The sequence below is a fragment of the Nocardia sp. bgisy134 genome (assembly GCF_057708325.1).
Genome location: NZ_JBYIRW010000023.1, coordinates 52,791 through 78,874, shown reverse-complemented (window position 1 = coordinate 78,874; position 26,084 = coordinate 52,791). Strand labels below are relative to the sequence as shown.

Annotated in this window: 14 protein-coding genes; 1 reads left to right on the top strand and 13 read right to left on the bottom strand. The window is 69.7% G+C overall.

Going from position 1 to position 26,084, the window contains the following annotated elements; genetic code table 11:
* Positions 1-447 precede the first annotated feature (447 nt).
* The gene (locus tag AC3ERS_RS31565; RefSeq protein ID WP_431971782.1) at positions 448-1,638 is read right to left on the bottom strand and encodes an NAD(P)/FAD-dependent oxidoreductase; all 1,191 of its coding nucleotides are present in this window, start codon (positions 1,636-1,638) and stop codon (positions 448-450) included.
* A gap of 81 nt (positions 1,639-1,719) precedes the next feature.
* Positions 1,720-2,664 (bottom strand): RNA polymerase sigma-70 factor, encoded by a 945-nt coding sequence (locus tag AC3ERS_RS31560; protein ID WP_431971781.1) that lies wholly within the window; start codon positions 2,662-2,664, stop codon positions 1,720-1,722.
* A gap of 252 nt (positions 2,665-2,916) precedes the next feature.
* Between AC3ERS_RS31560 and AC3ERS_RS31555 the strand changes: the two genes are divergently transcribed.
* Positions 2,917-3,363, top strand: a complete 447-nt coding sequence (locus AC3ERS_RS31555) for an SRPBCC family protein (protein ID WP_431971780.1) — start codon at positions 2,917-2,919, stop codon at positions 3,361-3,363.
* Here the strand turns inward: AC3ERS_RS31555 and AC3ERS_RS31550 are convergent.
* The 11 genes from AC3ERS_RS31550 to AC3ERS_RS31500 form a co-directional block, all read right to left on the bottom strand.
* Positions 3,317-7,771: a non-ribosomal peptide synthetase gene (locus AC3ERS_RS31550; protein ID WP_431971779.1), complete on the bottom strand. Its 4,455-nt coding sequence runs from the start codon at positions 7,769-7,771 to the stop codon at positions 3,317-3,319. The genes AC3ERS_RS31555 and AC3ERS_RS31550 overlap by 47 nt on opposite strands.
* Complete coding sequence (locus AC3ERS_RS31545) at positions 7,768-12,753, bottom strand: amino acid adenylation domain-containing protein (RefSeq protein ID WP_431971778.1); 4,986 nt, start codon at positions 12,751-12,753, stop codon at positions 7,768-7,770. The genes AC3ERS_RS31550 and AC3ERS_RS31545 overlap by 4 nt, the downstream gene beginning before the upstream one ends.
* Complete coding sequence (locus AC3ERS_RS31540) at positions 12,740-13,594, bottom strand: 3-hydroxyacyl-CoA dehydrogenase family protein (protein ID WP_431971777.1); 855 nt, start codon at positions 13,592-13,594, stop codon at positions 12,740-12,742. Before AC3ERS_RS31540 ends, AC3ERS_RS31545 begins: the two co-directional genes overlap by 14 nt.
* Positions 13,591-17,955 carry a condensation domain-containing protein gene (locus AC3ERS_RS31535; RefSeq protein WP_431971776.1) on the bottom strand — a complete coding sequence of 1,455 codons (4,365 nt, stop codon included), beginning with the start codon at positions 17,953-17,955 and terminating at the stop codon, positions 13,591-13,593. The genes AC3ERS_RS31540 and AC3ERS_RS31535 overlap by 4 nt, the downstream gene beginning before the upstream one ends.
* Positions 17,952-20,822, bottom strand: a complete 2,871-nt coding sequence (locus tag AC3ERS_RS31530) for an HAD-IIIC family phosphatase (RefSeq protein WP_431971775.1) — start codon at positions 20,820-20,822, stop codon at positions 17,952-17,954. Before AC3ERS_RS31530 ends, AC3ERS_RS31535 begins: the two co-directional genes overlap by 4 nt.
* Positions 20,810-21,826 (bottom strand): 3-oxoacyl-ACP synthase, encoded by a 1,017-nt coding sequence (locus AC3ERS_RS31525; protein ID WP_431971774.1) that lies wholly within the window; start codon positions 21,824-21,826, stop codon positions 20,810-20,812. Before AC3ERS_RS31525 ends, AC3ERS_RS31530 begins: the two co-directional genes overlap by 13 nt.
* A gap of 5 nt (positions 21,827-21,831) precedes the next feature.
* Positions 21,832-22,962 (bottom strand): acyl-CoA dehydrogenase family protein, encoded by a 1,131-nt coding sequence (locus tag AC3ERS_RS31520; protein WP_431971773.1) that lies wholly within the window; start codon positions 22,960-22,962, stop codon positions 21,832-21,834.
* Positions 22,959-23,243, bottom strand: coding sequence for an acyl carrier protein (locus AC3ERS_RS31515; RefSeq protein WP_431971772.1), 285 nt, complete (start codon positions 23,241-23,243; stop codon positions 22,959-22,961). The genes AC3ERS_RS31520 and AC3ERS_RS31515 overlap by 4 nt, the downstream gene beginning before the upstream one ends.
* Positions 23,244-23,592: 349 nt before the next feature.
* Complete coding sequence (locus AC3ERS_RS31510) at positions 23,593-24,267, bottom strand: SnoaL-like polyketide cyclase (RefSeq protein ID WP_067834173.1); 675 nt, start codon at positions 24,265-24,267, stop codon at positions 23,593-23,595.
* A gap of 261 nt (positions 24,268-24,528) precedes the next feature.
* Positions 24,529-24,954 (bottom strand): hypothetical protein, encoded by a 426-nt coding sequence (locus tag AC3ERS_RS31505; protein WP_431971771.1) that lies wholly within the window; start codon positions 24,952-24,954, stop codon positions 24,529-24,531.
* A 98-nt stretch (positions 24,955-25,052) separates the two neighbouring features.
* Entirely contained in the window at positions 25,053-25,946 is an 894-nt protein-coding gene (locus tag AC3ERS_RS31500; protein WP_431971770.1) for a helix-turn-helix transcriptional regulator, read from the bottom strand.
* Positions 25,947-26,084: the final 138 nt, after the last annotated feature.

Sequence of the window (26,084 nt, the reverse complement as noted above, 5' to 3'; positions counted from 1 at the left end):
TGGACGGGAATACCGCGCCGCCCCAGACCTTCGGCCAGCAGCGGCTCCTCGTGCCGCATCGGACCCGATCCGGCGTGCTGCAAGAACGCGGTGGTGATCATCACCTCCTCGATCATGCACCATCATCAAGCGCGTCGGCGAGGACCGCGAGAACGAGAAGCACGGTGCTGGCCCCAGCGCCCATGAGCCGATACGTGGCGTGATTGCGGTGGGGGCTGGGAAATTCGGGGCGCGCGTCATCGGTCATCGCTCCGAACGCACCCGGGTGCGTGTCATCACCGAAAAGTAACGCAAGCAGGCGAGATATGGTCCACAAAGCCACAATTCGCCGTCGTTGTCACGAGACGATCGCGCGCCCTGCGGATTTCCGCGACGTCGTCGGCGACGCTTCGTCTTGCCCGGTGCGCCGAATGCAGGGAGTTCGGCGCACCAGGCCATCGGTCCGCGTCACGCCGTGACGAACCGAGTCTCCGCCGCGCCGGTTGCCGCGAGGTGTCGACGGCGGCTCGGCATCAGCACGGTCGGGTGGGAGACGCTCCAAGCCGCGCCCGCGCAGATGAATTCCTTGATGCGAGCGGCGATCCGGCCCGTGATGACGGTGGGTGTGACCTGATCATCGGGGGTCACGCGCTGCACGATGCCGTCGCGGCGTCCGAGGCTGACGCACTGCAGGGTATAGCCGATCGGGGTCTCGGGAATCTTGCGACCGGTCAAGCGCGCGGCGAGAGCGTCGGCGGCCTGCCACGCCATAGGGCTGGCGGTGGCGCAGGCCATCCGCAGTGGCTTACCGCCCACTCCTTCGGCGAATGCGGCGTCGCCGACGGCATACACATCCGGATGCGAGATCGAGCGCATGGTGCCGTCGACGACGATCCGCCCGGTATCGGACACCTCCAGGGTGGTGGCTGCCGCAATCGGGTGCACGGTGAAACCCGCGGTCCACACGGTCACCTGCGCCGGGATCTCCCCCGCTGCCGCGGTGACCACACTGTTCGCTTCCACCCGCGTGATGTCGGCATGCTCGTGGACCGTGATCCCCAGTCGGTCGAAGGTGCCGCGCAGGTGGCGCTGGGCCTTCTCGCTGAGCCAGTCGCCGACCCCGCCGCGGGCCGCGATCGCCACCTCGAGGTCGGGATGGGCCTCGGCGATCTCGGTGGCCGCTTCGATACCGGTCAGGCCGCCGCCGACGACCAGCACGGTCCCGCCCGGCGCCAGCTCGGTCAGGCGCGCCCGCAGTCGCAGCGCGGCCTGCTTCCCCGCGACGTTGTGGGCGTACTCGGCCACACCGGGGACGCCGTGGTCGGCGACGGTGCTCCCGAGGGCGTACACGAGGGTGTCGTAGCCGAGGGTCTCGGCGCCGCTCTCGCCGGTGAGATCGACGGTCTTGCGGTCCACGTCGACCGCGGCGACCCACGCCGTCTTGACCTGCACGCCGGTGCCCGCGTAGACGTCACGCAGCGAGCGACGCGGCAGATCCTGCCCGCTCGCGAGCTGGTGCATACGCACCCGTTCGACGAATTCGGCGTCGCCGTTGACGAGGGTGATCTCGACGTCGTCGCGGTGCAATCGCCTGGCGAGGCGACCGGCGGCGGTCCCGCCGCCGTATCCGGCTCCGAGGACGACAATGCGGTGCTTCATGGCTTGCTCCTATCTGGGTTGCGCTCACCTCCTGAACCGGACAGCCGCGCGATCCCTGACAGGGAAAGGGTGTGATGTGAGTCACCAGACCTGCGCGAGGGGGCGGCGCGAAGCCTCCGCCGCCCACTGGCGGGTGATGCGTCCCAGTTTGTCGGGGTTGACCTGGAGGTGGATCGCCTCGACACCGTCGGCGGTCGCATCGAGGCAGACGACGCCGACGACCCGACCATCGACCTCGAACAACACGGCGGGACCGCCGTTGACGACGGCGGCGTAGGCGACTGGGCGGCCGCCGACGATGGCTCGCTTGGCCTCGGTCGGCCGGAACAGGCCGCGCAGGTATCGCGCGACACCGAGCGCACCGATGACCGGGGTCTTGCGGGCCGCGACCCGGCCACCGCCGTCGGCGATGCCGACCGCGTCGTCGGTGAGCATCCGGATCAGCGGCTCGGTGTCGCCGCTGAGCGCCGCGGCGAGGAATTCCTCGACGAGCTTCCGCGCGGCGGCCGCGTCGACCTCGGTGCGGGACCGGCCGGTGGTGACATGCTGCTTGGCACGCCGGTAGACCTGCTGACAGTTCGACTCGGTCAGATCGAGGATCTCCGCGATCTCACGATGCGAGTGACCGAACGCCTCACGCAGCACGTACACCACGCGCTCGTTGGGCGACAGCCGCTCCATGAGGGTGAGCATCGCGAGCGAGACCGACTCGCGCTGCTCGACGGTGTCGGCCGGACCGAGCATCGAGTCGCCGGTCAGGACCGGCTCCGGAAGCCATTGCCCCACATAGGTTTCTCGCTTGGCACGCGCCGAGGTGAGCTGATTGAGGCACACATTGGTGAGCACCTTCGTCAGCCACGCCTCGGGCGTCTCGATCCGTTCCCGGTCGGCCGCATGCCACCGCAGATACGTGTCCTGCACCGCGTCCTCGGCATCGCCGGCCGACCCCAGCAACCGGTAGGCGATCGCCTCCAGGCGACCCCGGCAGCCCTCGAACAGATCGGCTTCCCGCGTACTGAGCGGCATCGCTCCATACTCGGCCATGCGCCCAGCCCCCGTCCACCCTGCCCCCGATCGCCCGGCGCGCAATCGTGCTGCAGCGTCCTCGATCGGTGAGGCAAACGTTACTCAGGCCTGGGATCGTGAATCGTGAGAAGCCGGAACTGCGGCTCGCAGCGGAGCCGAAGGCGAAGTTCGCCGAAGATGCCCAGTGACGGGAGCAACCATGTACGACCTTTTCGCCCCGCACGGGAACCTCGCCGAGACAGCGCGCCGGTGATGTCCGATTCGGAGTTGAATCCCGCCGCGGTCGAGATCGGGCGCTTCTTCCCGCAGCCGCCGGGCGCCGTGTGGCGGGCACTGACCGAGCCGGATCTGCTCGAGCGATGGTTGATGCGTTCGATCGGGTTCGGCGCCTCGGTCGGAACGCATTTCATTTTCGTGGTACCTACGCAACCGACCGGCAAGATCGCATGCGAGGTCCTGGCGGTACGGCAGAGTGAGCAACTGACCCTCAGCTGGGTCGATCTGCGGGCTCGGTATCCCGCGCGGTGGGTGGTCGACTGGGTGATCCGGCCGCAGGGCCGTGGCACGCGACTTCTGCTGACGCAGACAGGCTTCGATATCTCCGACCGCCGACAGCAGATGGCCCGCAACGTCATGGAGCGGGGCTGGACGATCACCCTGTCACAACTCCACGAGGTGCTCGACCAGGTCGGAGCATAGGGTCGCCGGGGTCGTTGTCGAGGTCGGTGCACAGTGCGGTGAGCGCGGAGTGCAGGCCGTGGGCGAGCGCGGTGATGGTCGCGGGATTCCACAGTGGTGCGGCGTAGCGGATCTCGCCGTGGATGCCGTCCGGTTCACCGCGGGCGCCGACGGTCTCTCTGAGTTGGATCAGGATCTCGAATTCGGCTCGCTGGGGCGGTAATTCGCGCAGTTGGACCTCGATGTCCCCGGCGCGGCCCGCCACCGGGATGTCGCGGAAGAAGGTGGTGACGATCTGGGGCAGCGGCCGGTCGGGGCCGGTGTGTGCGGCGACGGATCGCTCGAACGGGTATCGCTTGTTCTCGTGGGCGTCCAGGACTCGATCGCGGATCTGGTCGATCAGTTGCCTTGCGGTGGGTGCGGTGGTGCGGTCGGCGCGGATCAGCACGATGTCGGCGGCGCAGCCGAGCATCGTGTCGAGTTCGGGGCGATCGCGTCCGCTCAGCGCCGTGCCGATGACCAGATCGGGCCCGGCGCCCAGGTCGGTGAGCGCGTACACCAGGGCGGCGTGCAGGACGGCGTAGGTGGTCGCACCGCAGCGGCGGGCGGTGTCCAGCACACCGGCGTGGGCGGACGCGTCGAGGGTGAACGGCAGTGCCGCGGCCGGATATCCCTCGGCGGTCGTCCTCGGGTGGTCGACGGCCAACGGCGGGCTGTATTCCAATCCGGCGAGCGTGTCACGCCAGTACCGAGCTTGGGCGGACCGGTCGTCGGCGGGATCGCCAGCGTGGTCGCGCAGCCACCGGGCGTAATCGGCGAACTGGACCGGGGGCGTCGGCCAGCCGGGCGCCGCACCCTCGGCGCGTGCGAGGTAGGCGAATTCGAGTTCGCGCAGCAGCAGCGCCAGCGACTCGGCGTCGCCCGCGCAGTGATGCAGCACCACGAGCAGGACGTGATGGCCGGGCGTCAGCCGGTACAGCCGCACCCGGATCGGCGCCTCGGTGAGCAGCGTGAAACCGCGGGCGATCTCCCGTTCCAGCGACCGGTTCAGGTCCTCGACGTCGGTGACCTCGCGGTAGTCGACGTGGTCCGGGTCGAAGGCCGCGACCCGCTGGACCGGCCCGGCAGCGGTGAAAGGCAGTGTGGTCCGCAGTATCTCGTGCCTGCGCACCACATCGCCGACGGCCGCCCGCACGGCCGCGTGGTCTAGTTGCCCGATGAGATCCACGGCGGCGGGCATCAAATAGTCGGCCGCGCCCTCGCTGAGATAGTTGACCGTCCACAGCCGCTGCTGGCTCGGCGCGAGCGGAAGCGCGGCGTCCGGCGCGGAGGCGCTACCGTCGCTCTCCCGATACGCGATGCCCGCCGGTTCTCGGTCGATGGCGGTGGGATCACCGTCGCGCTCGGCGATGCGCCGTTCCAGCGCGGCGACGGTGGGTGCCTCGAGCAGATCGCGCAGGCTCACGACGACGCCGAAGGCCCGGCTCGCCGACGCAGCGAGCCGGATCGCCGCCAACGAGTTTCCGCCGATACGGAAGAAGTCGTCTGTCACGCCGATCCGCTGCTGTCCGATGGCATCGGCGAAGAGCCCGGCCAGGATCTGCTGGCGGGGTGTCCGCGGCGGATCCGCGGCCGCCGAGGCGGGCATGGTCAGCGCTTGGCGGTCGATCTTGCCGTTGACGGTGAGCGGCAGCGCGGGAATCTGCACGATCACGGCGGGCAGCAGGTAGGCCGGCAGGACTCGTGCGAGCCGGGTCCGCAGGACTGCGGTGTCGATCGGCTCGGCGGCGACGACGTGGGCGACCAAGGTCTTGCCCGCCGCCATCCGATGCGCCGTGACAACCGCCGCGGTGACCCCGGGCACGGCGCGGATCGCGTGTTCGATCTCGCCTGGCTCCACGCGGATGCCGTTGACCTTGACCTGCCGGTCACCCCGGCCGAGGAACCGCACCGCGCCGTCGGCGCCCCAGCTGCCCTGATCGCCGGTGCGATACATCCGTGATCCCGGTGCGCCGAAAGGATTGGCGGTGAAAGCCTTCGCGGTGCGGCCGGGCATCCGGTGATATCCCCGCGCCAGGCCCGCGCCGGTCAAATAGATCTCACCGACCATGCCCGGCGGCACCGGCCGCAGCAACGCGTCGAGAACGAGTACCTCGGTGTGGTCCACCGCTCGGCCCACCGGAATCGCCTCGTCGGGCAGCGGTCCGCTCGGAATCGAATAGGCGGTGGCGTACGCGGTCGCCTCCACCGGCCCGAAGATGTTGACGATGGAGATGCCGGGAGCCGCCGCGCGCATCGCCCGCACGGTATCGAGAGCCAGGATGTCACCGGCGCTCGACAACGTGCGCAGCCGCGCGAGGCTTTCCGGGATGTCGTCGACCAGTACCTGAAAAAGCCCGGCCGCCAACAGCATCGCGGTCACCTCCCCCGCCCGCAGGACGTGACGGAAGTCCTCGGCCCCGAGCCGGTCCGGTGTCGCGATGACCGCGGTGTGCCCCTGCAACAGCGGCATCCAGAGTTCCCAGACGACCATGTCCCAGGCGTACGGCGAATGCATCAGCATCCGTGCGTATTCCGGGCCTGCGGCGATTCGGTCGATCGCGCGCGTCACCATCGCGCGGTGCGTGGCGAGCACGCCTTTCGGCGCGCCGGTCGACCCCGAGGTGAACATCAGCCAGGCCGCCGCGTCGGCGGGCACCGAGTCGACCGGTGTGGTCAGGACCGGCCCGTCGGACCGCGCCACGGCGCGCACCAGCGCATTGTCGTCGAGGACGAGTTCGGCGCCGGTGTGTGCCAGCGTCCACGCGACACGGTCGGGCGGATCCTGCTCGTGCAGCGGGACGCAGATCGCGCCGAGCCGCATGAGCGCCAGCGTCGCGACGACCATCTCCGGAGTGCGCGGCAGTCGCACACCGACCGGCGTGCCGAGGCGGACGCCGTGCCGAGACGCGAGATGGTAGGCGAATCGTTCCGCGTGAAGCGCCAATTCGCGGTAGGTGATGTGCTTCCCCTCGTACCAGAGTGCGTTGCGTTCGGGGAACCTGCGCGCGACCGAATGGAAGACCTCCGCGATACCGCGCTCGGTGGCGCCCATCGGATCCTCGTGCGGGCTGCGCGAGACAACGGGAGGTGTCCTTGTGAGCCGCCCGGCGGGTGTGTCCGCCGCGGCTGCGGCGACCTCCTTCATGGCGGTCAGGAAGCGGCTGTGCAGGCTCGCCAGTGCCGCCGCATCGCACCGATCAGCGGTGGTGTCCATATCGATGCGCGGCGGACCCTCGCCGAGGTAGACGCCGATGCCGAATGCCTCGGTGGATCCGGTGGATACCGGGATCAGAGTGGCGAGCACGTCACCGAAGTGGATGTCCGGGGGAATCGGCAGGATGTTGAGCGTAGGGCCGGTGATCCGATGGTCGCCGCCCGGTGAGGCACCGTCGGCGAGCAGGTCGAATCGCCGATAGTGCTGGTGGCGCAGCACCGTTCGCAGCTCCGTCTGCGCCGCCCTGGCGAGCGCGCCGATGGACGCGCCGGGGTCGACCTCGAGTCGTAGCCCGACGACGTTCGAGGTCATGCCGAGCGCGCGCCAGGATCGTTTGGCCGGTACCGGCAGGCCGAGGACCACGGTCCGCGCACCCGAGTCGGCGTGCAGCAGAAGCGCGGTGGTGGCGGCCAGCAGCGCGGGCCATTCGACGCCGAATCGTTCTGCGGCGCCGATGAATTCCCGCCACTCGTCGTCGGCTGGACAACCGGAATGCCGGAGGGGGCCGGGCGCACCGGTGGCGACGGGCGGGTGGGCGAACATCGGAGCGTCGGGCAACCCGGCCAGCCGTCCGGACCAGAACGCGCGGTCGTCGGCGAATCGGCGCGAGGCGCGATACCGCTGATCCTGCTCGACGTACGCGGCGACGGTATCCGCGACGTTCGGCGCGGGTTCGCCGGCGAGCAACGCGGTGTACGCGCGGGCCACCGCCCGGATGAAAGCCAGCGACGCGCCGCCGTCGAAGACGATGTGGTGGGCGCGGATGCCCCAGAGCTGGCCCGCCGCACCGAGATCCAGCAAATGGTGTTCGAAGAGCGGTGCGACGTTCAGGTCGAAGGAGGGCGGCGCGGCGCGCAGGTACCCGAGCGCCGCCGCGACGGGATCGGATTCGTCACCGAAATCGCCTCGGCGCAAAGGCCATTCGGCACACTCCTCGACCACTTGCCGTGGTTCCGGGCCCTCGGTGTCGAGCCGGACGCGCATGGTCTCGGCGGCGGCCACCACACTCCGCAGCGCGCGCTCGAACAGGCTGGGATCGATGCGGCCGCGCAGGTGGACGTAACCGTCGACGAGATAGCGATGATCGGCTCCGTACAGGGTGGTGTAGGCCCAGATCTCCTGCTGCGCGACGGTCAGTGGGTAGTCGGTCCGGCGATCCGGCGTCTGTGTCATTTCACTCCGTTCGCGCCGTCGGCGGGCAGGGTCGCGAGCCGTTCGAGTTCGGCTTCCAGCCGGGTGATCACCCGGCGCGGCATATCGTCGGCGAGCAGATCGCGGTGCCAGTTCAGTGCCACCGTCAGCTGTTCGCGCGGCCACACGGTCGCGGTGAGCGGGAACAGGGTGATCTCCCGCGACCGCAGGTCGGTCAGCACCAGGTCACCCACCGTGATGGGGGTCGGCGCGATATCGACCGGATACGACTCGAAGACCAGCAGGGTGTCGAACCAGCCGCGCACGGGAACGCCTGCCGCGTCTTCGATCTCGGCCAGGCCGAGATGGTGATGGTCGAGCAGCGCCGCCTGTTCGGCTTGCACCGCGCGCAATCGCGCGCCGATCGGCTGGTCGTGGCGGCGGCGCACCCGCACCGGGACGGTGTTGATGAACGAGCCGACCATGGCGTCGATGCCGGGGATGCTCGCGGGCCGCCCGGAGACCACCGTGCCGAACACGACGTCGTCGTTGCCGGTGAGATCCCCCAGCACCGACGCCCACGCGTACTGCAGGACGGTGTTCAGCGTGACGCCGCAGGCGGCGGCGAAGCGGGACAGCGCGGCGGTCCGCTCGGCCGTCAGCGCCACGACGTGTTCGGCGTGGGACCGCGCCGGATCGCGCGGTGCGGCGCCCGGCGCGGCGACGAGGGTCGGCGCGGCGAGATCGTCCAGGGCAGCCCGCCACGCCGCGGCGGCGGGTTCGCGGTCTTGCGCGGCCCGCCAGCGCAGGAACGTGGCGAATCCGTCGTCCACGTCGCCGGGCGCGTCCGCGTCGAGCGCGAAGGCGCTCAACAGGTTTCGCATCAGGATCGGCGCGGACCAGCCGTCGAGCAGGAGCCGATGGTTGGTCACCGACAGCACCCATCGTCGCTCTGCTGTCCGGATCAGCAGGAACCGGATGAGCGGCGGCGTCTCCAGGTCGAACGGGCGCACCTGTTCCTCGGCCAGGATGTCGTCCGGGTCTGTACCGTGCTCGCGTAGGTCGACTTCCCTGACCTCGATCGGCGCTGCCGCGGTGACGAGCTGACGCCACCGGCCGCCACCGTCGCGGACGAAAGCGGCCCGCAGCGACGAGTGCCGGTCGACGACGTGCTGGGCTGCGGCGCGCAACCGTGCGAGATCGGGGATTCCCGTGCAGGTCAGCACCACCTGGAGAGTGTGGATCTCCGGCGCGGCGGGGTCCGAGGGTGCGAGTGCGGCGAATTTCTCCTGGATCGGTGTGAGGGCTCGGATATCGGACAACCGGCCGTAGCGGCGCTCCCAGCGGTCGATCTCGGACTGACGCAGACCGGCGGGCGCGAAATCCGAGGGTGTCCACCCGCCCGCGGCGGGATCGGCCGCGTGCCGCGCGAGGGTGCGCATTACCGTCCCGAACAGGTCGGCGAAGGCGCGAACGCGGTCGGGTCCGATCAGGCTGTCGGGGAAGGAGAAGCCCGCCGTGAGCCGATCGCCGAGCACGGCGGTGTCGATCGCGAGGGACGCGTCGGCAGGCAGTCCGGAGTCGACCGGATGCGGCGCGTTCGTGAGCGCGGCGGGCAGCCACGGGCCGTTCGCCGCGGAGACCGCGCCCAGATAGGTGAAGGACAGTTGCGTGGTCTCGGCGGGCAGGTCGGCGCCCGTGCCGAAGTAGCGCAGCGGTCCATAGCCGATGCCGCCTCCGGGCACCGAAAGCATCTGTTCCTTCACGGTTTTCACCGCATCGGCGAGGGCGGATCCGCCCTCGATCGCGTCTGCGGTGTCGATTCCTTCCAGATCGAAGCGGCACGGGTAGGCGGCGGTGAACCAGCCGACCGTGCGTGAGAGATCGGCGCCGGGTACGAAATCGGTATGCCTGCCGTGGGATTCCATCCGGATGGGGACCACCGGGCAGTGATCGCCGCGCCACGCGACCATCGCGACGGTCACCGCGGTCAGCAGGATGGTGTTGGTGTCCGTGCCGTAGCGCGGCGGCAATGCCGTCACGACGGCGGAGGTCGTCGCCTCGTCGAATTCGAGGACAATGCGACGCATCGTGGACGACACATCGATACGCGGGTCGAGTGGACGATCGGTGAACAGCGGATCGGGCCCGCGCAGCAACGCTCGCCACTGATCGACCTCGGCGAGATGCTGTGCGTCGTCGGCCTTTTCGCGCAGCGCGTGCGCCCACCGTCGCACGGAGGTGCCCCGAGCGGGCAGGCGCGGCGACCGGCCCGACTCCACTTGCGCCCACGCCGCGACGAAGTCCGGGATCAGGATGCGCCAGGAGACGCCGTCCACCGCGATGTGGTGGATCACCACAACGAGGAGACCACCGTGTTCTCCCGCACCGCGATCGAGCCAGACACAGTGCAGCACGGCTCCGTTCGCCGGATCGAGGCGGTCGATCGCGGTTTCTGTCTCGCGGGTGAAGGTCGCCGCCACTTCGGCGTCGTCGGCGTCCGAGATGTCGACGCGGCTCAGTACCGTAGCCGGTTCGAAGGATTCGGGGGCGTCGGCGAACAGCCGCCACTCGCCGCCTGCGTCGCGGTACAGCCGCGCGCGGAGCATGTCGTGCTGGTCGACCACTGCTCTGAGCACGCGCCGCAGCGTGGTCGCGGTGATGCCCGCGGGCAGATCCAGCACCATGTGCTGGGCGTACCGATCGAACGACACACCGCCGGATTCGGCGCGCTCGATCAGCGCGAGCACGGCCGGAGTCGGCGGCATCTCCCCCACACCGCCACCTGGAAGTTCGGCGAGCACACGCCGCTCGGGCGCACCGGTGGTGGCGACCGCGGCCAGTCCGGCGACCGTGCGCTGTTCGAAGACTTGTGCGGGGGTGAAGTACACGCCCCGCGACTTCGCCCGGGAGACAAGGAGAATGGACATGACGCTGTCGCCACCCATGGCGAAGAACGATTCGTCGACGCCCACCCGCTCCCGGCCGAGCACCTGCGCGAACACCTCGGTCACGGTCCGCTCCACCGGTGTCGACGGCGCACGGTACGGCGTGTGCCACGGCGCCGGTTCGGGCAGCGCCGCCCGGTCCACCTTGCCCGCCGCCGTGGCGGGGAACGCGTCGAGCACGACGATGTCGTCGGGGATCATGGCCGCGGGCAGGGTGCGGGACAGCTCCGTGCGCAGTGTGTCCGCGGCGCAGACGGCACCGGCCACCGGGACGACGTAACCGAGCAGCCTGCCGTCGGAACGCAGCGTCGCCACCGCCTGGGCGACCGTGGCGCACGCCGAGAGCGCGGCCTCCACCTCGCCGAGTTCGATGCGCACGCCGTGGCGTTTGACCTGGAAATCGGCTCGTCCCTGATATTCCAGCAGTTCGGTCGCCGCGTTCCAGCGCACGATGTCGCCGGTGCGGTACAGCCGCGCGCCGGGCGCGAAGGGATCGGCGACGAAGCGGTCTGCCGTGCGGGCGGGATCGCCGTGATAGCACCGCGCCAGTTGCGTGCCCGCCAGATACAGTTCGCCGGGCAGCCCGTCGGGGACGAGGCGTAGCCGGGCGTCGAGCACATACGCCCGCGTGTTCGACGCGACCGATCCGATCGAGATCGACACCGAATCCCGCACGCTCACCGGATATCCCGTGACCGCGCCGGTGGCCTCGGTCGGCCCGTAAAGGTTGTGCAGGCGCGCGGGGGTGGCCGCGCCGAAGCGCTGCGCCAGGGCAAGTGTGAGGGTTTCCCCGATGGTCAGCACGCGGCGAACGCAGGCAGGGAAGCCGGACACCACGTTGAGGTGATTGCTCAGTGTGGAGGGCACGAACTGGAGGGTGGTCACCGTGTGCGCGGCGATCACCCGGGTCAGTTCGGCCGGGTCGGTGTGCGCCGACGGCGGCGCGATGGCCAGCGTCGCTCCGATACCCAAGGGCCAGAACAGCTCCCAGATCGAGACGTCGAAGGTGACCGGTGTCTTCTGTAGCACTGTGTCGGTCTCGTCGAGGCCGATGTGCTCGCTCATCCACCGCAGGTGATCCACCACCGCGGAGTGTGGCACCGCGACGCCCTTGGGCACACCGGTCGAGCCGGAAGTGAACATCAGATACGCGAGATTGCCTGGGCGCAGTGGAGCGTGTCGCTCGGTGTAACGCAGTGGTGTGCCGTCGTCGGCCGTGTCATCCGGTTCGCCGAGGTAGTGGACTGGCGCGGCGTCGGTGATGAATCCGTCGTGCCGTGTGCTCAGCACCAGCACCGGCCGGGCCACCGTCAGGATGCGGTCCAGCCGCTCGGCCGGATGATCCGGTTCCAGCGGCAGATAGACGCCCCCTGCTTTCAGCACCGCGTACACCGCGACGATCGCCTCGACCGACCGCGCCATCGCCACACCCACCACGGTGTCGGGGGCGACTCCCTGCCGGATCAGGCTGCGCGCCAGACGATTCGAGCGCGCGTCCAGCTCACCGTAGGTGACCGATTCCGCGCCGCACACCAGCGCGATCGCATCGGGCGACCGGCGTGCGACCGACTCGAAACCGGTCAATGTGGTGGCGTGCGGGTCCCCGACGCGTGCCGGGCCGCCGCGGCGCATGATGCGCGCGCGTTCCTCGTCGGTGGTGAGATCGACGCGGGCGATCGGGGTCGCGGGTGCGGCGCCGAGTCGGGCGAAAAGCCGTGTGAACACCGGCAACTCGGCGTCGGGCATACCGATCCGCCAGCCGTCGTCGTCGTGAACGGCGGTCGGACAATCCCTTTCGGCTGCGCCGGACATACGCTGCCGCAGCAGCGCACCGACCTGTGCGGTGATGGCGCGGAAGTCGTGCCGCGCCATCACCGTCACGCGGATCTCGACCGCGGTCGTACCGGACCGGTAACCGACGGTCACCTCGGCCGCGCCCGTGCGGCGATGGGTGTACACCGCCAGCGCGGCCAGCACGACCGCCGCTGTTCCGCCCCCGCTGCGCCGAGCGAGCGGACCGAGTCCCGGCGGCTGCTCCAGCGGGTAGTCGAGTGCGCTCATCTCACGGGTAGGCATGGAATCCCCTTCCCGACTTGCGGCCCAGATGTCCGTCTCTGACGAGCCCGGCCAGCGCGTCCGGCACGCGATAGCGACCGTCGCCGGTGGCATCTCGCAGCACGGCGAGGGTGTCGGCCACGTTGTCGAGGCCGATCAGATCCGCGGTGCGCAAGGGTCCCATTCGATGCCCGAGGCAGCCTTCGAACAAGGCGTCGACCGTGGCGGCGTCGGTACCGGATTCGGTGATCGCGGCGGCCTCGGCGATGGCGAGCATGAGCACCCGGTTGATGACGAATCCGGGACCGTCGCCCACCACGATGCCGCGCTTGCCGAGTGCGCCGAGGAAGTCGAGCGCGGTGGCCAGGGTGCCGGGCGCGGTGCGCGCGGTGGTGATCACCTCCACCGCCTCGGTCAGCGGCGCGGGATTCATGAAATGCAGTCCGAGCATCCGCTCCGGCCGGCCGGTGCGGGCGGCCAGGTCCGCGATCGAGATGGCCGAGGTGCCCGAGGCGAACACGGCCGAGGGTGGGCACGTCCGGTCCAGTTCGGCGAACACTCGGTACTTGAGTTCGACTCGCTCCGTGACGGATTCGATGACCAAAGTGGCATCGCGCAGATCCTCGACGCGCTGCGACCACCGGATACGGTCGATGATCTCGGAGATCTCGCCCGGGCGCGGACCCCGGCCGAGCAGCACGCTCGAACGCAGCGCCGCGCGGATACTGCGTCGCGCGCGTTCGGCGGCCGCGGGGTCGGGATCGACCACGGTGACGGGCATACCCGCCTCGGCCACGCACTGAGCGATGCCCGCGCCCATTGTGCCCGCGCCGACCACGCCGACCCGATGCTGTGCGGTCACGGGTGGATCTCCTGTTCGTCCATGAATGCTTCGATGCCGAGCACGGTGTCGTGCACCGGCTCGTCCGGTCTGTCGAGCGCCGCCCTCGCGAGCGCGACGAGGTCGTCGGCGATGGCCTCGGCCGAGGACCGGTCGAACAGCTCGGCCGCGTAGTGTAGATGCAGCTCGGCGGGGTGGCGCGTCCACGAGACAGCGAGTTCGATCCCGTTGTCTCCCAGGGTGACCGGCGCGCTGCCGAGGTACCGCAGTGGCGCTGTGCCGGTGACCGATGCTGGCGGATTGTCACGCAGGTTTCGCCATGTGGTGTCCGGGCGGACGGTCACGACGACGTCCCGCGAACCCTCTGGTGCATCAGGCAGGCCGATGCGCAGCCGGTCACCACCGCTGTACCAGCCGAGCAGCACGGCGTAGGCGTCGAACAGCGCGGCGTCGTAGCGCTCCGCCTCATCCCTCGCTAGATCGATTGCGCACGTAATGGTTTCGTGGTGGTATGCGGCGTCCTCAGTGCGTGGACGATCGGTGGGAATCGACGTCGTCGCGTCCGAGTCCCGCTGCGGTCCGGTGACCAGCGCCTCGATCGGCGGCGCGGCGGTGTTCGCCGTCATCGCCGTCAGGATCTCCAGGAAGGCGTCGCCGAGCGCGGCCGCCGTCTGTGTGGTGAACAGCTCGGTGCTGAATTCGAGGCACGCGCCGATATCGCGCGGGACGTCGTCGGTGTATTCGAAAGTCACCAGCGTGAGGTCGAATTTCGCCGTGCCGGTGGGCAATCCGCCGAATTCGTTGCCCGCGGCGTGATCGAGATCGAACAGTTCCGCGCCCGCCTCGTCGATCCGCTCCATCCGTGGCGTCACCTGGTGGATGTAGAGCACATCGAACAGCGGGGTCCGCGACAGGTCACGCTGCGGCGCCAAGGCGTTCACCACGCGGTCGAAGGGGATCTCCTGGTGTTCGAGCGCACCGAAGACCACCGAGCGCACCCGGGTCAGCAGATCCGGTAGCGCCGCATCGGCGGTGAAGTCGGCGCGCAAGGCGACCGTGCTGTTGAAATAGCCGATCAGATCCTGGAATTCGCGTCGGCCGCGTCCGGTGGTCGGTGTGCCGACGACGATGTCGCGTTGCCCGCTGTACCGCGCGAGGGTCAGATAGAACGCGCTGAGCAGGACGACGAACAGCGACACCGATTCGCGGCCCGCCAGCGCACGCAGATCGGTGAGCAGCGCTGCCGGAATGGTGAACGGATACAGGTCGCCGACATAGGTTTTGCGGGCAGGTCGTGGGAAATCTGTGGGCAGCCGCAGCACTGGCGCGTCGGCGAGTGTGCTGCGCCAGTAGTCGAGTTCGTGGTCGAGCGCCGAACTCGCCAGCAGCGCGCGATGCCAGGCCGCGTAGTCGCGGTAGCGGATGGGCAGCGGAGGCAGGCGGTGCGGACGGCCCTCGCGCCGTGCGGCGTACAGCTCCGGCAGTTCGCGGCCGAGGATCGTCGGCGTCGCACCGTCGGTGACGGCGTGATGGCAGGTCAGTTGCAGCACATGGGTATCCGGCCCCACGGTGATGAGCACTACCCGCAGCAGGGCGTCTTCGGCGAGGTCGAACGGTTCGGTGGCGGCGGCGTGCACGAGGGCGCGGGCAGCGGCGAGCGGATCGGGTTCGGCGGAGACGTCGACGCGCCGGAAGTAGTCGTCCAGCCGATCGCGGATGCGCAGCACCGCGGCGCCGTCCACTTCGGCGAAGTTGTACCGCAGGGTCTCGTGGCGCTCGACCAGGTCGTCGAAGGTGCCGTGCAGCGCGTCCAGGTCGATCGGTCCGCGCAGCAGCTGGACGACCGGGTAGTTGTACAGGGTCGTGCGCGGATCGAACTGGTGGTGGAACCACATCCGTTCCTGCCCCGAGGACATGACGGGTTCGTCGTGGGCGACCAGCGCCGGAATCGGCGCGCGCTCGCCGTCGCCCGCGCGCCCGGTGGTGAGGAGTTCGGCGAAGTCGGCCAGCCGCGGGCGCTCGTAGACGTCGAGCAGTTTCGGCCGGAAACCGTAGGTCTCCTCGATCCGGTCCACCAGCTGTACCGCGATCAGCGAATTGCCGCCGAGGGCGAAATAGTCGGCGTCCTCGTCGATCTCGTCATCGGTGTACAGCAGTTCGGCGAGGGTTCGGCGCAACCAGCGCACCGGATCGGAGTGGTCGTGCGACGTGGTGGGCGCGGCAAGCGCGGGGGCGGGTGCCTGGGTACGGGGCAGATCGACCCAGCAGCGGGATTCGCGCATCGGATGCCCCGGCAACCGCACCCGCCGGGCACGGACGGGCGCGACGGCCGACCAGTCGAGATCGACACCGTATTCGTACAACCGGCCGAGCAGTTCGTCCAGATCGGCGGTATCGGTTGCGGCGGAGACGATCTCGGCTTCCGGCACGGCATCGGCGATGAGCGCGGCCAGCTTGCCGTCCGGGCTCGGTTCCACGAACACCACCGGCCCCTCGGCCATGAGGGTCCGTACCGCGCCGAGCAGCCGATCGCCGTCGATGGTGGGCGGCGCGGCGGCGAGTTCGGCCGGGTCGATCCGTTCGCGGGAGCCGAGCAGATACCGGGCGGCGAATCGTGACGATCCCGCGCTCAGCAGTGCCGCCAGCGGGATTCCGCAGGCGCTGAGCCGCTCGTGCACCGCGAGCTGCCCGGCGAGCACCGTCGCGGTCGCGCCCGTGGCGGGCAACTCGGCGGGCAAACCGGTGGGCTGCCCCGCGGCGGTATCGGCCTGTGCCGGTGCGACCGGGACGGCGTCGGGAGACAGCAACAGCACCACACGCGGCGCGGTCGGCGCGCGGTGCACGCGCACCGCGGCCTTGTCCAGCGCCTCGGCGAGTTGCGCTGTGTCCGAGGCGATCACGGCGACTCGGTGCTCGTAATGGTCGCGACCGAGTGTGAGTGTCGCGGCCACTTGGTGCAGCGAGGCGTCGGTGATGCGCACCGCCTCGGCGAGCCGGACGCACAGCTCGCTCAGCGCCTCGGGTGTGCGCGCGGAGACGCCGATCAGCCGGGCGCGGCGCGACGGGGGCTCGGTGGGAGCGGGCGGAGCCTGAGACACCACGCAGTGCGCGATGCTGCCACCCAGGCTGAACGAGCTGACTCCGGCGGCGCGCACCGCGTCACCGGTCCACGGACGGCTCTCGGTCAGCACTTCGATGCCCGCGGCCGCCAGGTCGAATCCGCCGGTCGGACGGGTGAAGTGCAGCGAAGGGAACAGCTGCGCCTCCGACACGCTCAGCACCGCCTTGACCAGACCAGCGATGCCCGAGGCGTGATCGAGATGACCGATGTTCGTCTTCACCGAGCCGATGGGCAGGCCGGGACCGCCGCCGAAGACGGTGCCGATCGATTCCAGCTCCACCGCGTCACCGAGCCGCGTGCCCGAGCCGTGGGTTTCGAGGTAGCCGGCGTCGCGCGGGTCGAGTCCGGCGGCCTCCCACGCCTTGGCGATCACGGCGCTCTGGGCGGTGGCGCTCGGGGTGCTGATGGTGGCGGCGGCCGCTCCGTTGTGCCGGGTCGCGCTGCCGCGGATCACGGCGTGGATCGGGGCGCGGTCGGCCAGGGCCCTGCCCACCGTGGTGAGCAGTAGTATCGCGCCGCCCTCGCCGTTCACGGTGCCGTCGGCGTCGGCATCGAAAGCGCGGCAGACGCCGCTGGGCGACATGATCTCGGAGAAGGTCACCCCACCCCAGGACGGGGAGCCGTGCACCCGCACGGTGACACCGCCCGCCAGTGCGTAATCCGCGTCACCGCAGCGCAATTCGCGGCAGGCCTGGTGCACCGCGACGAGCGCGCTGTTGCAGCCGCTGTCGACGCCGAAGCAGGCGCCGGTGAATCCGAACCGGTGCGCGATCCGCGCCGGGCCCGCGAAGGTGGCGTTGCCAAGCAGGCTCAACGGACCCGGATCGACCGCGGCGGAGTGATAGCTCGACTGCGCGGCGCTGAGCGCGACGGCGGTGACCGCCCGGGACAGGCGGTCCGTGGTGTATCCGGCGTCCTCGATCGCGCGCTGGGCCAGCACCAGGGCGAGCCGCTGCTGCGGATCGGTGACGCACGCCTCCCGGCGTGAGAGACCGAAGAAGCGATAGTCGAAGCCGTCGATCTCGGCGAGGTGCCCCATCGGCAGGTACGTGACAGTGTCGTCCAGGCCGGTGGCGGCGATCCGTTCGGGCGACATCGGCCCCACCGAATCGCGGCCCGCGGCCAGGTTGGCCCGGAATTCCGCGAGGTCGGCGGCGTCCGGGAAACGCGCGCCGATGCCGACGATCGCGATGTCGGTGTCACGCGCGAAGGCGATGTCATGGGTGCCGGGGTCCGGCAAGGCGTGCTCCTGAGGGGTCACAGCTCGAAGGCTCGAGTGGAGACGGGTACGGAAGATGCGGCGGACTCCGCGAGTGCGGCGGCCACGGTGACGCTCGCCGCGAGCGCGTCGGCCTGGTCGCGGATCGTGCGCAGATCGAACAGCTGCCCGACCCGGACCAGACCCGGACGGTGCTGCTCCAGCAGCAGATGCAGCATGACCACCCGGTGCGAGTTGCCGCCGACCTCGAAGAACGAGTCGTCGAGATCGAAGTCGCCGTGTTCGAGGGCGGTGGACCACAATTCGGCCACCTCGCGTTGCCCTGGCGTCCAGTCGTGGCGCGACGGCCCAGGCAGCGGCGGATCGTCGGCCCGAGCCAGCAGGGCGGCTTCGTCGAGCTTGCCCGCCACGGCGATCGGAATCGTGTCGATTGGTACGAAACGGCTCGGCACCTCCAACGGCGACAGCCGTTCGGCGCAGTGCCGAGCCAGCTCTCGGCGACCAGGCGGTGTGGTGTCGGCGCCGGGCACGACGAACGCGACGAGTTCGGCGATCTCGTCGCGGCCGGTGCGGACCACCGTCACCGCGTGCGCGACCCCAGGGTGGGTCTCCAGCACCGCCTCCACCGCATGGCGCTCCACCCGCGCGCCGCGGATCTGCACCTGACCGTCGGCGCGGCCGAGGTAGTCGATGTTCCCGACGGCGGTGAGCCGCCCGAGATCGCCGGTGCGATACATCCTCGCGCCGGGCTCGGCGGCGTATGGGTCGGCGACGAAACGGGTGGCGGTCAGCCCGGGACGCGCGGCGTAGCCGAGGGTGATCTGATCACCGCCGACATACAGTTCGCCGACGTCGCCGTCGGTCAGGGCCGTCAGCTCCGGTCCGAGCACCCGCGCGGTATTGCCGGGCAGCGGTTTTCCGATGGGCACGGTCGCGGCATCAGTGACGACGTGCCACACGCAGGTCACGGTCGCCTCGGTGGGGCCGTACTCGTTCATCAGCACGGTGCAGGGAAGCAGTTCGCGATGCCGGGCGGCCAGCGACGGGGACAGCGTCTCCCCCGCGAGGGCGACCACCGTCGGCGCGGCGGGCGCTTCGGCCAGCCGGGGCAGCAGCAGCCGGTAGTAGGACGGCGTCGCGACGAGATGGCTGACCCGATACCGGGCCGCGAGCGCACCGATCGCTGCGGCGTCCAGCAGTTCCCGGTGGGTCGGCACCACCACGGTGCCACCCCGGGTGAGCGCCCACGGACCGAACAGCAAGGCGGCGTCCGCGGTGAGCGGACAGGTCGACAGGGTGACCAATTCGCCTTCGGTGCATGGATAGTCGCGTCCGGAGATCATCGCGGCGAGGTTGCCGCGGCTGACCACGACGGCCTTGGGAGCGCCGGTCGATCCCGAGGTGGTGATGACGTAGGCGGGCGCCGTCGCGGGCGGGGGTGCGGGCAGCGGGCCGGTCGGCGAGGTCGCGCCCAGCGGAACCAGAACGGGCCGGTTCGACGCGGGCGCGAGCAACGCCTCCACCTCGTCGCACGAGGTGTGTGGCGCGCGTTCGTCGAAAATTACCGTGTTGCAACGCAAGTCGTCGACAAGCGCGCACAGTTGTGCGCTCGCCCGCCCCGGCTCGACGAGACACCAGGCCGCTCCGGCGCGCAGCGCGGCCAGCATCGCCACCACCGTCCACGCGTCCTGCCGCAGCAGACACAGCACCACGTCGCCGGGACGTACCCCCGCCCCGACCAGGCGTCCGGCGAGATCGGCTGTGCGGCGGTCGAGTTCGCGATAGGTGAGGGTCTCGCCGCCGGAGATCAGCGCGATCCGATCCGGGAACTCGGCGACCCGGCGCAGCAGACCGCTGATCAGATCGCCCGGCGGCGTCGGCGCATCCGCCGAGCGCACGAGCACGTGGGCGGTGTTCGGCACCGCGGTTCGTCGGTCGTGGCCGAGCAGCACGCGTTCCGGGTCTTGTTCCAGCACAACGAATCCAGCGAAGCGCAGCGTCACGAGCATGACCCGATTGACCTTGGTCGGCACGAATTCCGCGACGCAACGCTGTCCGCGTGCGCTCGCCCGGTCGATCAGGTGCGCCAGCAGCGCGCCGCCGACCCCGCGCGACATCACCCGGCAGGACATGAGCATCAGCACCAGCACCGAGTCCTGGCCACGGAATTCGGTGACGACGAGCCCGATCGCGCCGTACTCGCCGAACCGATCTCGCAACGTCGCGATCAGCACTTCGTGCGTGGCGGAGGCGCTCAGCTCGCGCAGCTGCTCGATGTCGAAAGTACGGCCGGTCGTGTTCAGCTGGTGGGTGCGCACCGTGAGTTCGTGTGCGCGTTCGAGATCCGCCTCGCGGGCCCGGCGCACGGTCATCACCAGCCCGAGGCCGAGCAGGAATTCGGCATTCGAACCGGCGAAGGACTGCTCGCTGGTGCGTCGACGCGCTTCGGCGCGGTAGCGCTGCCTGCGTTCGCGCGCGTCCCGGGTGACGACCGCCGGGCGGAACTCCGCGAGCCCGGGCAGCATCGACAGATCCTCGGCGGCGTAGCAGCGGACCTGCGGCAGCGCGGACGCCACCTCGGCGCGTTCGACCGGATCGTTGTCGACGAAGGCGATGGCGTCCAGCCCGATGTTGAGCGTCTCGGAGATCCGGCGCACCGCTTCGGATTTGGCGTCCCAGCCGATCTGCGTCGCGCAGAACATCTCCTCCAGCCCGTGCGCCGAGAGATGCGCCAAAGCCGGAGCGGGCTCGCCGCGGCTCGCGATCGCGTGCACGATGCCGCGTTCGTCGAGCAGTCGAAGAGCCCTGCGGGCTTCCGGACGCGGCGCGTGGGCGTCGCCCTCCAGCACCACACCGTCCCACAGCGTGTCGTCCAGATCCCAGACCAGGCATTTCACTATCGCGTGCACGACGACGCCCCTTCGAGATCGTGGTCGGGCAGACGGCGCAGCAGGCTGGTGCTCCAGGCGGCGACCGGACTGCTGTTCAGCAGCAGCACGTGGTCCCCCGGTGCGCGCGTCCGCGCCGCGAGGTCGAGGTTGACGAGCATGTCCATCGAGCCGAGGTGGCCGAATCCGGCGAGATTGCGCCGACAGGCCGGATCGATGCCGATGCCGAGCGCCTCCTCCCAGAAGGCGAACGCGCCTGCCGACAGATTCTGCATCACCACCGAACCCATATCGGCGAGCCGTAATCCATTGCGGGACAGCACGTCGGCATTCATCGCCGTGAGACGTTTGCGGCTCTCGACAGCGAGCCGGAAGCTGTAGGCGGTCTCGTCGGTACAGGTCTCGCGCCACTGTTGCCAACGCACATCGCGGTAGTCGATGCGGAACAGGTCCGCGTAGCGGCCGTCGCTGCGCACCTCGTGGTCGACCAGCTGATAACGGCCGCCGCGCCCGGTGCCGAGCACCACGGCCGCGGCTCCGTCGCCGAGGATCGTCATCGGCGCGCGGTAGCGGAATCGTGTCGGCGCGGTCGCGGCGGCCACGACGAGTACCGTGCGGCAGCGTTCGTCACCACGGAGCAGCGCCGCGGCAAGGGTGAAGGCGGCCGAGATCGACACGCATCCGAGCTCGCCGACCCCGGTGACGAAGGCGCGATCCGCGCCCAGCCGATGTTGCAGACGCGTGGCCTCGGAGGCGAGCAGGTAGCGCGGTGCGCGGCCGCCGACGACCAGCAATGCGTCGAGTTCGCTTGCCGTCACTCCCGCGCGTTCGAGGGCGTCGCGGGCCGCCTCGGCGGCGAGGTCGTGTTCCGCGTCGCCCTCGGCGCAGCGCACGGTGTCGATGCCGAGGGACAGCGCGTGCGCGCGCCGAGCGGGCGGCAGTTCCGACAGCTCGCCGAGATCGGCTACCGCGACGGTGGATTCGGGAAAAGCGGTCGACACCGGACCGATTGTGATCGCGGGCATCACCGTCACCTCCCGGCCACTACAGCCGACGCGGCGCGGGATTCCCCGACGGACCGCAGCACGAACTCACCCAGATCCTGTTCGGCGACCTCGCGGGCGCCTTCGATGATCTGCATGATCTTGGCGTCGCGATAGAAGCGCCCCGCCCGGCTGCCGGGGGCACAGCCCGCGGCGCCCAGTATCTGCACCGCGCGGTCACTCGCCGCCGCCGCTGCCGCCGCTGCGGCGTATTTCGCGGCGATGGTGGCGAGCTGCGCGGTCGGCTCGCGGTCGTCACGGTCGCGCGCCGCACGGGTGCACAGCGCCTCCGCGCCCTCCACGTCCACCCAGCTGCGCCCGAGCATGGCGCGCACCGACTGGTGGTCGGCAAGCCGGACATCGCTCTGGATCCGGTCGCGCGCGTGCGCCGCGGCATCGGTGAGGCATGCCCGCGCCATTCCCGTGCAGCCCCACGCGATCGTGTACCTGCCGTGGTCGAGTGCGGTTCCCAGCACGTGAGACAGGCCGAAACCCGGTCGGGCGAGGACGTTCTCGGCGGGCACCCGCGCCGCGTCGAAGGTCAGATGCGCGATGCGCGCGCCTCGCATGCCCAGCTGATCGGTGACCGGTTCGACGTGCACGCCGGGCTGGTCCGTCTCCACTAGCGCGGCGACCGGGCCGTCGTCGGATCGTCCCGCCACCAGCACCACATCCGCCAGCGCCCCGAAGGTGACCCACATCTTGCGGCCCGACACGCAGCGCTCGGGCCCCGCACCGGTGAACCGAGTTGCAATTCCCGAAAGATTGCTGCCTGCAACAGCTTCCGTTGCCGCGAGTCCAGCGACCAACTCACCACCCGTCAACGCGGGCAGCCAGCGCGTGCGCTGCTCGGCGGCGCCCCAGCGATCGACCGTCGCGGCGACCATGCCCTGCACCGTGAACAGCGAGCGCAGCGACGTGCACACCGCGCCCAACGCGGCGGCCGCCCGGCCGATTGCCAGCGCATCCGCGCCGCGACCGCCGTAGCGCGCCGGTCGATCCATGCCGAGCACGCCCGCCTCCGCTGCGGCGGCGACCATCTCGCGGGGCATCCCCGTGCTGTCCCATTCGGCCGCGCCCGCGGCGGCGCGATGCAGCAATGCCGGTAGTTCGCTCACCTGTCCGCACCGAGGTCGGCGGTGGTCCCGCACTTGCGGGTGACGAACGCGGCGGCCCGCCGCGCGGTCCGGAAATTGTCCAGATCCAGATCGTCGATATCGATCTCGAAGTCGAAGGTGCGCTCGAGATAGGCGACGATCTCCAGTGCCCGCAGCGAATTAACCAGGCCCATACCGAAGTAGTCATCGTCCGGTCCGAGCCGGGTCGCCGTGACCGCGCTGAAATGCCGTACCAGCCGCTCCACCAACTCCGGATGTGGTGGGGTGCCTTCGTCGCTCATCTGTTGACCGTCCTCGCCGGATATCACCGCCGGATATCCGGTCGGAAAGCTACCGGCTGGAGGTAAGTCGCGAATGCCCCCAATTCGTCTGCCACCGGTGCCCCGGGATCGGATTTGCTGCCGCGCGTGCACACTCGATGGCACATAGCACGCTCGAGTCCGTCTTACGCTGGAGACCAACGGCTTTCGGCCGCGACGCCCGGCTGGCCGTGTCGGACCACCGCGAGTTGCGACAGCGCGGAGAACGTGAGCCGGGTGCCGACCTACTCGGCGGGCGGAGCTGCCGCCGCGCCGCGAATCCTGAACTCCCGGAACGAGCTCAGCGTCACGCCCGATCCGGAAGGCGCGGTCAGGACTTGGAAACCGGGCAGCCGTGGGCCAGTGGGCTCAGCAGCTGGTTGTTGTCGTAGAAATGCTCGAGCTCGAGGATGCGCAGATCCTCACTGACCCTGGCAATCGTGACGCCGAACATCTCGATCGTCGCTCCGGTGGGCTGGTGCTCCCGGTACGGGCCGTCGTAGCTGCCCCAGTGCCGCCAGCGGAAGCTGACGGTGGGCGGGCCGGACAGCACCTCCAGCACCTCCCAGAAGAAGCCGTTCGGGAAGGCGGTGTGGAAGATCTTGTGTGAGCTTTCGAAGGTCTCGGCTGCGGCCTCATAGTAGGGGTTGTCGCCGATCAGGATGTTGTAGCTCCCGATCCGCGCGAATTCCTCCGCATCCTGCCAGGGGCCGCCGTTCACACGGCCGCGGTAGTGCTCGGCCACCAGCGACACCCATGTCGCCGGATCCTTCTTGTGCGAGACCTCCATCTCGAAGACCCGCACCAGATCCTCGACGATCGCTTCCAGCGATCCCGGTGCGTGTTCGGTGATCCGCTCCCGCGGCACGATCTCATCGGTCAGCCGGTAGTCCGGTGCGCCGTCGCGCCAATCCTCGGCCGCGGCGGCCGCGACCACGGCATCCCGGCCCTGCAACCACAGCGGCGTTTCGTCCGTGGGTGTCGAATCAGTTGCGTCAACTGTCATTTCGGTTCTCATCCCGTTGAAGCTATTGGACGCGAAGACCGTAACAGTCGGTCGATAAGTTGTCGCGGCGGCGCGAAGCATCGCGGATCGCGAATGCTGTTGGGCACCTGCAATATTCGTGTGCAATTCGTGCAAGTCTGTATAGCGGGGCATCATCGTGCAAGGTTGCGGAGAATCCACCGACACGTCGGAGAGCTTCGCTGGTCTTCCCGCACGAACACGGGATGCCTTGGAGGAGCGCAGTATTCGCAAGCGGGATGCTCACGGAAACCGCGGTAGAAGCCACCACCAGTGACTGTCCGGGGTGCCCGCCGGAGGGCGATACCCCGGCCCCGGCGCCACCCACGAAGCCTGCTCCCTGAAGCTCTCGTCGGCCTCCTCCAGCAACTCGACGTCGTAGCCACCGGCGTAGAACAGTGCCGGACCACCGAGTTCGTCCAGCACGAACTGCACCGCGGACCGCAATTCACACGCCGCGGACCAACTCGCCCAACCATCAGCACCGGAACCGCGCGCCTTGTCCGCGGTGGTCTCGATGTAGTTGTGGAACGCCCATCCATTCGACCGGATCAGCGCGACGATCCGCTCACGGAAACCCGCCCATTCCGAGAAAGATTCCGCTTCGCGACTCTCCCGGCACAGCGACGACAGTATCGACATTCCGTCCCAGAAGTACGAATCACGCATCGGAACCATAGTGTCCGCTTCGGATTCCCGGATCGAATTCGCCTCCACGAAGAGTTCGATCACACGCCGCATCCGCGCGGCCGCCGAGGAACGCAGCACTAGCCGATGTCGCGTCGCACGGCCGGATCGGCTTCCGCTACAGCCGATTCCCGCTCGTCCGGTGACGGCTGCGGTGCGGTCCAGCTGCCGAGCAGGCGGATCGCCTCTTCGTCGGCGGCCGTGGCCGGGGTGAAGGTGACCAAGGTGAGATCGGTGTCGCCGGGCACCGGGAAACCGTGGAACAGCAGCGTGATCACCCCGACCACGGGATGGCGCACCCGCATCGTCCCGCTGCCCTTCTCCGCCACCAGGTGCGCCGCCCACAAGGTCGCGAACTCGGGGCTCGCGACGGCGAGTTCACCTACGAGAGCCGACAATTCGGTGTCACCGGGATGACGGCCCGCGGCCAGCCGCAGGTAGGTGACGATCCCTTCCGCCTTCTCGGCCCATTCGAGATAGAACTCGCGGGCGGCTGGATCGAGGAATACCAGTCGCGCGCCGTTGGATTCACCGGTCAGGTCCCAGCCCGCACCGGCGAAGAGGCCGAGACACAGGTCGTTGGCGGCCACCACGTTCATCCGGTGGTCGAGAATGTGCGCGGGCGTTGTCGGCCACGAGTCGAGCAGGCGTTGCAGACCGGGATCGATCCGGGCGCGGTGTTCCCGGCCCGGCGCGGACCGCCGACGGGCGGCCAGCCGGAACAGGTGTGCGCGTTCGGTATCGGTCAGCCGTAGCGCACCGGCGACCGCGTCGAGCACTTCCTCGGAGACGGCGCCGATCCGGCCCTGTTCGAGCCGCACGTAGTAGTCGACGCTCACCCCGGCCGATTGCGCCACCTCCTCGCGCCGCATTCCGGCCACCCGGCGGGTGCCCGACCAGACCGCGCCCGGTTCGGGCATCCGTCGGGCGCGCTGATTGCGCAGGAATTCGCCGAGTTCCCGGTTTCTGCTCATGAGCCGATTATCGGCCACGCCCGACGGGCCAGCCTGGTACTGCCGGACCCAGGCACACCGGACCCGCGTTCACGGCGGACCTGGTTCGCCCTGGTCGCCCGGCGACACGATGGCGATGTCACCGGCACTGGCCGGGCC